General features: G+C 68.0%; 12 protein-coding genes. 2 read left to right on the top strand and 10 right to left on the bottom strand.

Translation table 11 applies throughout. From position 1 onward, the window contains the following. Nucleotides 1-14 precede the first annotated feature (14 nt). The 10 genes from ADBZ6K_RS23240 to secA2 form a co-directional block, all read right to left on the bottom strand. Nucleotides 15-632 (bottom strand): MerR family transcriptional regulator, encoded by a 618-nt coding sequence (locus ADBZ6K_RS23240; RefSeq protein ID WP_526351119.1) that lies wholly within the window; start codon nt 630-632, stop codon nt 15-17. A gap of 257 nt (nt 633-889) precedes the next feature. Then, complete coding sequence (locus tag ADBZ6K_RS23235; protein WP_526351117.1) at nt 890-1384, bottom strand: bifunctional nuclease family protein; 495 nt, start codon at nt 1382-1384, stop codon at nt 890-892. A 48-nt stretch (nt 1385-1432) separates the two neighbouring features. Next, the gene (gene ftsR / locus ADBZ6K_RS23230) at nt 1433-2197 is read right to left on the bottom strand and encodes a transcriptional regulator FtsR (protein ID WP_526351115.1); all 765 of its coding nucleotides are present in this window, start codon (nt 2195-2197) and stop codon (nt 1433-1435) included. Nucleotides 2198-2212: 15 nt separating this feature from the next. Next, on the bottom strand, nt 2213-2695 hold the full coding sequence (garA, locus tag ADBZ6K_RS23225; protein WP_526351113.1) for a glycogen accumulation regulator GarA: 483 nt from the start codon (nt 2693-2695) through the stop codon (nt 2213-2215). Nucleotides 2696-2887: 192 nt separating this feature from the next. Beyond that, nucleotides 2888-3286 carry a glycine cleavage system protein GcvH gene (gene gcvH / locus ADBZ6K_RS23220; protein WP_526351111.1) on the bottom strand — a complete coding sequence of 133 codons (399 nt, stop codon included), beginning with the start codon at nt 3284-3286 and terminating at the stop codon, nt 2888-2890. 55 nt (nt 3287-3341) lie between these two features. Continuing rightward, nucleotides 3342-4148 (bottom strand): DUF881 domain-containing protein, encoded by an 807-nt coding sequence (locus ADBZ6K_RS23215; protein ID WP_526351109.1) that lies wholly within the window; start codon nt 4146-4148, stop codon nt 3342-3344. Beyond that, on the bottom strand, nt 4145-4477 hold the full coding sequence (locus tag ADBZ6K_RS23210) for a small basic family protein (protein ID WP_526351107.1): 333 nt from the start codon (nt 4475-4477) through the stop codon (nt 4145-4147). Before ADBZ6K_RS23210 ends, ADBZ6K_RS23215 begins: the two co-directional genes overlap by 4 nt. A 40-nt stretch (nt 4478-4517) precedes the next feature. Next, nucleotides 4518-5441 (bottom strand): DUF881 domain-containing protein, encoded by a 924-nt coding sequence (locus ADBZ6K_RS23205; RefSeq protein ID WP_526351105.1) that lies wholly within the window; start codon nt 5439-5441, stop codon nt 4518-4520. Further along, complete coding sequence (locus ADBZ6K_RS23200) at nt 5438-6091, bottom strand: CDP-alcohol phosphatidyltransferase family protein (RefSeq protein ID WP_526351103.1); 654 nt, start codon at nt 6089-6091, stop codon at nt 5438-5440. Before ADBZ6K_RS23200 ends, ADBZ6K_RS23205 begins: the two co-directional genes overlap by 4 nt. A 10-nt stretch (nt 6092-6101) precedes the next feature. Then, on the bottom strand, nt 6102-8456 hold the full coding sequence (gene secA2 / locus ADBZ6K_RS23195) for an accessory Sec system translocase SecA2 (protein ID WP_526351101.1): 2355 nt from the start codon (nt 8454-8456) through the stop codon (nt 6102-6104). Between the two features lie 93 nt (nt 8457-8549). On the opposite strand from secA2, the gene ADBZ6K_RS23190 reads away from it, so the two are divergent. Both ADBZ6K_RS23190 and ADBZ6K_RS23185 read left to right on the top strand, forming a co-directional pair. Next, a complete protein-coding gene (locus ADBZ6K_RS23190) occupies nt 8550-10169 on the top strand; it encodes an FAD-dependent oxidoreductase (RefSeq protein WP_526351099.1) in 1620 nt (539 codons plus the stop codon). A 75-nt stretch (nt 10170-10244) separates the two neighbouring features. Further along, a complete protein-coding gene (locus ADBZ6K_RS23185; RefSeq protein ID WP_526351188.1) occupies nt 10245-12158 on the top strand; it encodes an ABC transporter ATP-binding protein/permease in 1914 nt (637 codons plus the stop codon). Nucleotides 12159-12168 lie beyond the last annotated feature (10 nt).

The raw sequence follows: 12168 nt of genomic DNA, 5'->3' as shown, positions 1-12168 counted from the left end.
TGGTGCCCGCCGTGTCAGCCGATCTTGCGGTCGCGGTGCTTGCGCCGCGACGCCAGCTCGTCCTCTGGAGCGGCGATCGATTCGCCGCCGTCGGCCCGTTCGCCCGGGAAGTCCGCAATCGCGCCCGTGAGCTCCCGCATCGCGCCGGAGACGGCGATCCCGAACACGCCCTGCCCGCCCTGCAGCAAGTCGACGACTTCCTCGGCCGATGTGCACTCGTAGACGGTGGTGCCGTCCGAGAACAGCGTGATGTTGGCCAGGTCCCGCACGCCGCGCTGACGCAGGTGGTCCACCGCGACGCGGATGTTGTGCAGCGAGATACCGGTGTCCAGGAGCCGCTTGACGATCTTGAGGACGAGAATGTCCTTGAACGAATAGAGCCGCTGGCTGCCCGACCCCGCCGCCCCGCGGATCGACGGAACCACCAGTGATGTGCGGGCCCAGTAGTCGAGCTGGCGGTAGGTGATGCCGGCGATCTGACAGGCGCTGGGACCGCGGTAGCCGACGAGTTCGTCAGGCACAGAGTCGTCGGGGAACAGCCCGGCCTGGATCGGTTCGTTCGGCGCCGCCGGGTCCGCAGGCACGCTCGCGGAGGACAAATCCAGCTGCTCTTGGCGTGGCGTGTCTCCCACTCTCGAAATCCTCTCGCCGATCGAACTCGCCGGGTCCAGATCGCTCTAAACCCGCACTGACCTGCACTGATGCGCAGGCGTCACCAGCTCGAATGTGTCGAGCATACGCTTCGTGGCGGGCCATTTCTGCCCGTCGCCCTCAAAGTATGGCTGCCCGGTTCCGGGTTGCGAGAAATCGCCGCCGCGTGTCGACCGGGAAGTCGCAGTTGAGACGGTTCCGTGACCGTCTCGAATTTCGCCGGGAACTTTTGCCGGGATCAGGTGGCCTTGAAGTCGTCGGGTGAGACGCTGTCGAGGAACTCCTTGAACTTCTCCACCTCGTCCTCGCGGACCGCTCCGGAAGACTCCTCGTCGTTCTCGTCGGGGATCAGCAGGCCGGCTTCTGCCAGCACCGCCTCCTCCACGTAGATGGGGACTCCGACGCGCAACGCGATCGCCACCGAGTCGGACGGGCGCGCCGACACCTTGATGTCGCGGTCGAAGATCAGGTCGGCGTAGAACGTGCCTTCCCTCAGGTCGACGATGCGCACTTCCTTGAGCGTATGGCCAAGTGCGGCAATGAGATCTCGGATCAGATCATGAGTCAGCGGGCGGGTCGTTTCGACACCCTGCTGTTCCAGTGCGATGGCCGAGGCCTCCGTCTGGCCGATCCAGATCGGCAGGTAACGATCGCCGTTGGACTCCCTGAGCAGCAACACCGGCTGGTTCTGGGGCTGCTCCACGCGAATGCCGACCACACGAACTTCAGCCATCTGTGTCTGCCCTCCAGCGCCACTAGCCGTCTCTAGTGAGTCTAATCCTCACCGATCCAGAACGTCGCGCACAGCAGACTTGATCAACGACGTGTGCAGGGTGATGGCCAGCGCCGCCACTTCGCGCGCCAGGTCATCGGCACGGTCGCGGGCCCCCGCTTTACCCGCCTTGACCGTGGGACCCGCGATCTGGGCAATCAGGTCGGACTGCCGGTCCGCCGCCGACCGGAATGCCCGCAGGTGCCGCGGTTCCACCCCGTAGTCGGCCAGCGCCCTGGCGCATTGGACGATCACCACCGAATGCTCGTCGAAGAATCCGGCCGGTCCCGGTTTGATCACCCCCGCCTTCACCAGCGACGAGAGCAGCTCGTCGTCGACGCCGCCGCGGGCACGCAGATCCTCGCGACTCAACCTGATCTGGGTGGGTGCCACCCTCGATGCGTGAGCGGCCTGAGCCGCCTCGGCCAGTGGGTGGTCGTCCTGCCCGTTGGCGGACACAGGCACCAATCGCGGTATGCCGTAAGCGGATCCGACGGACGGCAGCTCGCCGTCGGGCAGCGCGTCCAGCTGTGCCTTGATCACCTTCAGTGGCAGGTACTGGTCGCGCTGCGCGGTCAGGACGAAGCGGAGCCGGGCACAGTCGTACGCGGTGAACCTCCGGTAGCCCGACGCGGAGCGTTCCGGCGTCACCAGCCCCTCGGCCTCCAGGAACCGGATTTTGGAGATGGTGACGTCCGGAAAGTCGGGTCGGAGCACATCGAGCACCGCTCCGATCGACATCCCGGCGGGTGCTGGGCTGTCGGGTGCCGTCATCCGCTGCAGGGCCCGCTAGCTGCCCGGGCCGCTGTCGTCGTCGGTCTTGGGCCCGGTCAGGAACACCAGCCGGAACTTGCCGATCTGCACCTCGTCACCGTTGGCCAGCACCGCCGAGTCAACCGGCTCGCGGTTGACATAGGTGCCGTTGAGGCTGCCGACATCGACGACCTGGAACTCGCCGCCTTCGAGCCGGAACTCGGCGTGGCGGCGGCTCACCGTGACGTCGTCGAGGAAGATATCGCTGTCCGGATGCCGGCCCGCCGACGTCGTCGGCTGGTCGAGCAGGAACCGCGATCCCGCGTTGGGGCCGCGCTTGACGACCAGCAACGCCGATCCCACAGGTAGACCCTCGACGCCCGACACCGAACCTTCGGTGCCGGTCGACGCCGGGGCGTCCAGTTCGTTGAGGAAGTCCGCGCGGAAGACCGATGTGGTTTCCACGGTGAGCTCCTCAGACGTCTGGTCGGTCCCGGACTTACTGTCCCTATCCGTCACCCGCTGCTCCTCACTGGCTGCTGTGGCGAAACCCGGCCGCCGTGCGTGCCAACGTCGACCGTACCGCGCGACGGGCGTCGTTGTGTCCACCACCGCCGGATCCGATGGCGGCGACGTCACCGCGCTCAGCTGGCCGAACTGGTCCTCGAAACTGTTGAATACTCCGAACCTCTAGGAAACACTAACAACTCGTCACTCGGTCACTGCCGCGCGGTAGCCCTCGGCATTCAGTAGACCGCCCAGCTGGCTCTCCAGTGTGTCGCCGGCGTCGACCTGGAGCTCGATCAGCCAGCCCCCGCCGTACGGATCCGAATTCACCAGATCCGGGCTGGCTTCCAGATCGCCGTTGACGGCAACGACTTTCGCGGTCACCGGCGCGTACAGGTCGGAGACCGACTTCGTCGACTCCACCTCGCCGAACGACGCTCCCGCGGTGACCTCTGCGCCGACGTCCGGCAGCTGGACGAAGACCACGTCGCCCAGCGCCGACTGGGCGTAGTCGGTGATTCCGACGCGCACGGTGTCGTCGCCGGTGGGTAGCACCCACTCGTGTTCCTGCGTGTAGTACAGGTCGGACGGGATATCGCTCACGGCGCTCCTTCTTCTCCGGCTTCTCCGGCATCGCCGGTTCGCGGCTGTGCCACGGTCACTTGACTGGCTGAGCGTATTGGCGGGGTTTCGGTTGCCGCAAGGCGGTCACATCGACCTTGTCGGCCTGCTGCACGTTCACCGTGCCGCCCACCCGTTTGACGCTGTCCACCGCCCCGCCTGGGATGTTCATCGCGGCGGCCAGCGTGGGCGGATCGCCAATGGCCAGAACGGAATAGGGCGGGCTGACGCGTTGGCCGTCGATGACCAGCGCACCGGGTGTGCCGACCACCCAGGTGTCGACGCCGACCCGGATCGCGGGCTGACCGCCGGGCGAGGGCGCCCCGCGGATCTCAATCGCCTCGGCCCCTGCGGCGCGCAGTTCGTTGATGACGTCGAGCATGGTCTCGGCGGGCACCCCAGGTGCGGTGTCCCCGACGGTCATCGTGACGCCGGGGCCGGTCGCGGCGACCGTGCCGATCAGGATCGACAGCGCGGCAAGCCGCGCCCGGGCGTTCTCGATGGCGGCCTGATCGCTGCTGCCGGAGGCCTGCATCTGTGCCAGCGTGCGCTGCAGCTCGGCCACCTCGGTGTTGAGCGCGGCCTCGCGCTGCTGCAGGGAATCGAGCAGCACCAGCAGGTCGGCCGGGCGCGCCGTCTCCAGCGAGTCACCGGACTCGTTCTGGCGGACCTGGGTCGCGATCGCCACACCGAGCACCACACACAGCACGATCGCGAGCGCCCCGAACACCATCTGCGAACGGCCCTGACTCCCCGGCGTTTCCCCGGCGGGCCGCTCGTGGCGGCCGTGCGGCGGTGTGGCGTCGGGGGAGCCGTTGCGGTCGGGCGTGTCGGGCACGGTCACGCGCCGAACAGCCTGCGCCGCAGTGCGGCAGCGTTGCCGAAGATGCGGATGCCGAGCACCACGATGATCGCGGTCGACAACTGGGTGCCGACACCCAGCTGATCGCCGACGTAGACGATCAGCGCGGCGACGAGCACGTTGAAGACAAACGACACCACGAACACCTTCGAATCGAAGATGCCTTCCAGGTAGGCCCGCAGCCCGCCGAAGACCGCGTCGAGGGCGGCGACGACGGCGATCGGTAGATAGGGCTGAACGACCTCGGGCACGCTGGGGTGGAAGACCAGGCCCAGCACAATGCCCGCGACCAGCGCGACGATTCCGATCATGGTCCCTTGCATCCTGTCAGATCGACGCTGTGTGCGGCCGTCACGGTCCCACCTGATCGGCGAAGACGACGTCACGCACCGAACCCGCCGGAAGCGTCAGACCGTCACCGGCGCTGACCGTCGCGCCGACTCCGTAGGAGGTCTCCAGCAGTCGGAGCCGATACAGCCCCGGGCTGCGGTCGAACACGTCCTGCATGGCGTGCGGTGGTCCGATCGCGAGGACGGTGTATGGGCTCGCTATCGGTTGATTGTCGACCAGGATGCCCCCACCGGCCTGACGGATCGTGACGCCGGGGCCGATGCGGACACCGCCGACCGAGATCGCCTCGGCCCCGCTCACCCACAACGAGTTGACGACCAGCTGTAGGTCACGGTCCAGAATGACTTGCTGGCTGCCGGCCACCCGCTGTTTGGACACGTCGCTGAGGTCGGGCGGAACGGCCGGTTCGGTCACCGTCACGGTCAGCCCCGGCCCCATGACGGGGGTGGCCGCAGCGGCGATGTCGGCCTGGTCGAGTTCGGCGAGCAGGCGGCGTCCCAGCTCGTCGCCGGCCAACCGGCTGCGCCGCTCTGCGTCCACCTCGCCGGCGAGGGCGGCGCGGCGCTCGGCGGCCTGCGCGGTCTCCTCCTGGGCCGAGCGGACGTTGACCGCCAGCGCATTTCGCGCCTCGCGGGCCACGGGGGCCACCGATTGGACCTGCGCCACGGCGACGGCGAAGACGCCTGCGATGCTCAGCGCCCCGAGCGCCTGCCAGATCCACTCCCGCCGGCGCCCGCGGTCCTCCCCCGCCGCACGCCGGTGCGCGGCGGCCGCGTAGCCGGGATCGAGGTGCTCCGACAGCAGCGATCGCAGCAGCGAGGGCACCGGGATGAGCGTCGGCGCGCCCGCCCCGGGAACACCGCGGCTGGCCGCCTGATCGACCCGGCGGCCGGCCGCCGGGTCGTAGCCGCCCAGCTCGGTCATCGCGACGTCCTCGGAAGGTGCCTGACGACCATCACCACCTGGATCAGGTACAGCACCGCCGACCAGAGATACAGCGCAAGACCCCAGATCAGGAACGCCCAGCCGCAGGCAAGGATCACGCGGCTCCACAGCGCGTCCCACTGGCCGAGCAGGATCAGCGGGAAGGCCGACATCAACGCGAACGTCGCAGCCTTGCCGATGTAGGTGACCGGCAGGGCGGTCAGTCCCCGGCCGCGCAACACCGGCAGCGTCGCCGCGAGCACCGCATCACGCCCGATGAGCGTGCCGATCACCCACCAGGGCACGACGCCCTGGATGCCGAACGCGATCGGAATCGTCACCATGTAGATCCGGTCGACGGCCGGGTCGAGCAACTCGCCCAGCCGTGACGACTGGTTGCTGACCAGCCGGGCGATCTTGCCGTCCGCCCAGTCGGAGAAGCCGCTGAACGTCAGCACCGCGACGGCCCAGCCGTAGGAATGCGCGACCAACAGCAGGTACAGGAATACCGGCACCAGCGCGAGGCGCAGCAGGCTAAGCGCGTTGGGCAGCGTCAGCACCCGATCGGATGCGCGCGCGTCCGGCGCCGAAGGCTGCCGGCCATCAGCCCCGTCCGGCGCCGAAGGCTGCCGGCCATCAGCTCCGGTCATGCAGGCAAACCTAGCGGAACACCCCGGGCAGGCTCAGGGCCGACATCGTGTCGTCTGCCAGCGGGTTGTCGTGCACCATGTACGTCCACGTCGAGGTGGGGCGCGCGAGTTTGGACAGGTCGACGCCGGGTTCGTCCTCGATCGACGCGGATGTCTCGAATGTCTGCTGCGCGGCCTCGATCGCATCTGCGGCCAGCGAGGCGAACGCGTCGACGGCCATCCGGTGGAACTCGTCGAGCGGGTTCTGCCGCCCCAGCGCCCGCAGGTGGATGCTCTCCCGGATGTCGGCGAGGAAGGCCAGGTGGTCACACCAGCCCCGATCCAGGTGATAGAGCATGATCAGCCTGCAGATCACCTCCAGCCGGTCCTCGCCGAGCGCCTCCTCCAGGTCCCCATAGCGCTTCGGCGACAGCTCGGCGAGTTCTTCGCGCGCGGTCGCCGTGCGCAGCAGCGTGTCCCGGCGTTCGACGATGATGGCCCGCTGCTGGGCGATCAACTGGTTGTACCGCCAGGTGTTCGCGTGGACGTCGAGCAGTCTGCCCTCGGCGACCCGCTGGGCATGGTCGAGCAGGGTGGCCGCCTTCGGGGAGACGATCCTGCCGTCGTCGTCGGTCTGCGTCGGCAGCTTGCTGGGTTCCAGGTGGGCGGCCACCACCTCGTCCTCCCAGCTGGAGAAGAACACCGACGAACCGGGGTCGCCCTGCCGGCCGGCACGGCCGCGCAGCTGGTTGTCCAGCCGCTCGGTATGGTGCCTGCCGGTGCCGACGACGTGCAAACCGCCCAGTTCGGCGACCTTCTGTCCGGAGTTTTCGGGGTCGTTCTCGGGGATGTCGGAGCCGCCCAGCCTGATGTCGGTGCCGCGGCCGGCCATCTGGGTGGACACCGTCACCGCGCCGAGCATGCCCGCCTCGGCGATGACATGGGCTTCCTCGGCGTCGTTCTTGGCGTTGAGCACGACCGCGGGCACCCCGTGTTTGATCAGCCGCTCGTGGAGTTCCTCGGACTCCGCCACGTCGCGGGTGCCGACGAGCACGGGCTGTCCGGTCGCATGCACCTCGGTGATGTGCTCGACGATGGCGTCGGCCTTGGCCGCGGCGGTGATGTACACCCGGTCGGTCTCGTCCTCGCGGATGTTGGGCTTGTTCGACGGGATCGGCGACACCCCAAGCTTGTAGAACTGCCGCAGCTGTTCACCGGCGGCCAGCGCGGTGCCGGTCATCCCGCACACCGTCGGGTAGCGGTTGATCAGCGCCTGAACCGTGATGGTGTCGAGCACCTCCCCCGTTTCGGTGGTCTCGATGCCCTCCTTGGCCTCGACGGCGGCCTGCAGCCCGTCCGGCCAGCGCTGCAGCTGCGCGATGCGGCCCCGGGACGCGTTGATCAGGAAGACCGCGTCGTCGCGGACGATGTAGTGCACATCGCGCTGCAGCAGCACGTGGGCGTGCAGTGCCACGTTGACCTCGGTCAGGGTGGTGCCGACGTGCTCCTCGGAGTACAGGTCGATGCCGCCGAGTGCGGCCTCGATCTTTTGCGCACCCGCCTCGGTGAGATGCACGTTGCGGCTGTCGTTGTCGGTGGCGAAGTACTTGTCGGCGTCGGGCCCTGCCGTCAGTTCGCCGACCAGCCCGATGATGTTGGCCTTCGGGATCTCGCGATGGCTGGTGCCCGCCAGCACCAGGGGCACCAGCGCTTCGTCGACGAGCACCGAATCGGCTTCGTCGATCAGCGCTACATCCGGGTTCGGGGACACCAGATCCTCGACGTCGGTAACCAGCTGGTCGCGCAGCACGTCGAAGCCGACCTCGTTGACCGACGCGTAGGTGACGTTGCACCGGTAGGCCTCGCGCCGTTCGTCGGCGGTGGAATCGGCGGTGATCCAGCCGACGGTCAGGCCCATCGCCTCCAGCAGCGGACCCATCCATTCGGCGTCGCGGCGGGCCAGGTAGTCGTTGATGGTGATGACGTGCACGCTGCGTCCCGCCAGGGCGTAGCCGGCCGCGGCGATGGCACCCGAAAGCGTCTTGCCCTCGCCGGTGGCCATCTCCACGACGTCGCCTGCCAGCATGCGCAGGGCGCCCAGCAGCTGAACGTCGAACGGTCGCAGGCCGGTGGCCCGGTCGGCGGCCTCGCGGGCGATGGCCAGGAACTGGGGGATGTCGGGCGACGCGGCCAGATCGTCCAGATTCAGCAGCCCCGCCGCCTTACGCAGCTCCTCGTCGTCGAGGTCGGCCGCCTTCTCGCCGAACTCCGCCGAGCCCTTCACCTCGGTCAGCGACCGGCTCTGGTTCTTCTCCGTGCTGGCCCCGAGCATCTTCCAGAACTTGCTGCTTAAGCGACCCGGTTTGGCGCTGGACGTCTTTGGCACGTATCAACGGTACGCGGCCGGTTCACGGCCCCGAACGCGCGCGGGCGGCCTCGGGCCAGTCGTGGCGGGCTGCCGCCCGCCATAATCGGGCGGATGCCCCACACCAGTGTGCTCATCGCAGGGGCGGGCCCCGTCGGCCTGACCGCCGCCTTGGAGCTGACCCGCCGCGGAATCGACTGCCGCATCATCGATCCGGCGCACGAACCGCCGCAGTACGCGAAAGCCGTTGGCGTACAGCCCCGAACGCTGGAGGTGTTCGAGCAGGTGGGGGTGCTGCGGCGCATCCTGGATGCCGCGATCCCGATGCGAGGCCAGATCGTGTACGTCAACGGTGAGCTGTTCGGGCAGCTCCACATCACGGTGCCGCCGGACCTGCCGTTCGGCTTCCTCCTGATCCCCCAGTACGCCACCGAGCGGGTGCTGCGCGAGGAGCTGACACTGCGCGGGGTGACGGTGCAGCGTGACGTGCGGCTGGCCGGGTTCAGCCAGGATGACGACGGTGTGACCGCGACGCTGTCGACCTCCGACGGCGACCACACCGTGCGGGCGGACTACCTGATCGGCGCGGACGGCGCGCACAGCGCGGTGCGCAAGGGCCTTGGCCTGACGTTCGAGGGGGCGGCGTTCGAGGAGCAGTACATGCTCGGCGACGTCGAGGTGGACTGGTCGCTGCCGGCCGGCTACGCGGTGCGGAGCATGCACCAGACCGACGGCAAGACCGACGACCTGCTGGTCGGCATCCCCTTGCCGGGCCGGGGACGCTACCGGATGTCGATGCTGGTCCCCGACGATCTGGCCACCGCGGCTGGTGACGGGGTGGCGCACGGGTTCGAGGGCGAGCGTAGGCCCGAGCTGACTCACATCCAGGCGGTACTCGACCGGCTCTCACCCGAACCCGTCACGGCCCGAAACCTGCGCTGGTCCTCGGTTTTCCGGATCAGCCACCGCATCGTCGACGCGTACGGCCGCGGTCGGGTGTTCGTCGCGGGCGACGCCGCCCACATCCATCCCCCCACCGGTGCGCAGGGCATGAACACCGGCATCCAGGACGCCCACAACCTGGCATGGAAACTCGCGCTGGCCGTCGACGGGCACGCGGCCCCCGCGCTGCTCGACAGCTATGACGCCGAACGCAGACCCGTCGGCGAGGAGGTGGTCGGGCGCACCGTGCGCAGCGCGCGGGAGGGAATCGGGGCCGACTCGTCGGACGCCGACTACGTCCTCCGCCGGGAGGGTCAGCTGCTGATCGACTACGCCGACAGCCCGATTGTCGGACCCGGCGGGGGGCGGCGGGCCCCGGACGCGACCGGCCTGACCCGTGATGCGGTGACCGGGCCGCTGCGCCTGTTCACGCTTTTCGGCAGCGGGCACACGATCGTGTTCTACGCCGACGGCGACGCCGGACCCGACGAGGTCGCGGCCTTCGAACACGCCGCTCAGGCGGTGCACGAGGCACTGGATATCGATCTGGACGTGTATCTGGTGGCCGCACCGTCGGCCGCCGTCGACACCACCGTGCTGCCACTGATACGCGACGCCGACGGCGACTTCGCCCGCAGCTATTCGACTGCGGGCACCTCGGTGTTCGTCGTCCGCCCCGACGGCTATCTGGGCTTCACCGCGCACGGGGTCGACGCCGATGGGCTCACGGGCTATCTGCATCGGACGTTTGCCGTCACAAACGTTGACACCGCCAGGTTTCCGCGCACGTGAAACGTCACACGACGGTGGAGACCCACCCGGCGGGCCCTCTGTATTTTCTCGGGGTACCTTGCCGGAATGGACAATATGTTCACCCCGACGCTGGACTGGGGATCCGAGCTGTGGACATCGCTGAAGTGGATCGCCATGGCCTGGGTGATCGCCGCGGTGTGTTCTCTGGCGGTGCTGGTAATGATCGCCCGCTACACCGTGTGGGGCAGGCAATTCTGGCGCATCACGGGCGACTACTTCACCGGCCCGACCAGGGTCAAAGTGTGGGTGTGGCTGGCGGCACTGTTGTTGTCGGTGGTGGCGGGTGTGCGGCTGGTGGTGCTGCTCAGCTTCCAGGGCAACGACATGATGACCAGTTTCCAGGTCATCGCCGCCGGCCTGGGCAGCGACGACGAAGCGGTCAAGGCCTCCGGCGCCGCGGGCTTCTGGATGTCCATCCGGGTGTTCTGCATCTTGGCCTCTATCCACGTCGGCCGGATCATGCTGGACCTGTTCATGATGCAGCGCTTCATGCTGGCCTGGCGGGTGTGGCTGACCGTCAGGCTGACGGCGGACTGGCTCGACGGCAAGGCCTACTACCGGTCCCGGTTCATCGACGACACGATCGACAACCCCGACCAACGCATCCAGGCCGACATCGACATCTTCACCACCGGCGTCGGACCGTTGCCGAACACCCCGCAGAACACGACGAGCGCCACGCTGCTGTTCGGGGCGATCTCGGCGATCACCTCGATGATTTCGTTCACCGCGATTTTATGGAACCTCTCCGGGACGCTCACAGCTCCGATCATCGGGGTCGAGATCCCCAGGGCGATGTTCTGGATTCTGTTGGTGTACGTGCTGTTCGCGACGGTCATCGCGTTCTGGATCGGCAGGCCGATCATCTGGCTGACGTTCAACAACGAGAAGTTCAACGCCGCGTTCCGCTACGCCCTGGTGCGGCTGCGCGACGCCGCCGAGGCGGTCGCGTTCTACCGGGGTGAACTCGCCGAGCGCACCGGGCTGCGGCGGCTGTTCATCCCCGTGGTGGAGAACTACAAGCGGTATCTGAACAGGACCATCGGCTTCAGCGGCTGGAACCTCGTGCTGAGCCAGATCATCGTGCTTCCGCCCTACATCCTGCAGTTTCCGCGGTTCCTTTCCGGCGAGATCACGCTCGGTGCGCTGACCCAGTCCGCGTCTGCCTTCGGCAGCATCTCCGACGGCTTGTCGTTCTTCCGAAACGCCTACGACCAGTTCGCCGGCTACCGCGCCGCGATCATCCGTCTGCACGGCCTCGTCGTCGCCAACGACGAGGCAAGGGCGCTGCCGGAGCTGACGATGGAGGGCTGCGGTGACGGCACCGTTCAGCTGTCCAAGGTGGAGGTGCGCACACCCGACGGCAAGCAACTGATCAACCCGCTCGACCTCTACCTGGAGCCCGGCGACACGTTGGTGATCACCGGCCAGTCGGGCGCAGGCAAGACCACGCTGTTGCGCAGCCTCGCGCAGCTGTGGCCGTTCGCCTCGGGCTCGATGAAGTGCCCCGCCGAGGAGAACTCGACACTGTTCCTGTCGCAGATGCCCTACGTGCCGCTTGGGGATCTGCGGGCCGTCATCACCTATCCCAACGAGGAGGGAACGCTGGACGACGGCCGGCTACGCGAGGTCATGTCCGGGGTGGCCCTCACCCATCTGCTGGACCGGCTCGACGAGGTCCAGGACTGGGCCAAGGTGCTCTCCCCCGGCGAGCAGCAGCGGATCGCATTCGCGCGCATCCTGCTGACCAGACCCAAGGCCGTGTTCCTCGACGAGTCGACCTCGGCGCTCGACGAGGGCCTGGAGCTGATGCTCTACCAGCTCGTGCGCGATGAGCTTCCCGACACCATCCTGGTCAGCGTCAGCCACCGCAGCACCGTCGAGCAGCACCACGAGAAGGAACTGCACCTGCTCGGTGGGGGCGAGTGGCGGCTCAGCAACGTCGACGAGAATCGGGTTCCGGTCTAGCTGCAATGGC

Origin of the sequence: Mycobacterium sp., assembly GCF_044223235.1 — a bacterium.
Taxonomy (GTDB): Bacteria; Actinomycetota; Actinomycetes; order Mycobacteriales; family Mycobacteriaceae; genus Mycobacterium.
The sequence above is the reverse complement of the archived record's forward strand: the minus strand, read 5'-3'. Positions and strand labels throughout refer to the sequence as shown.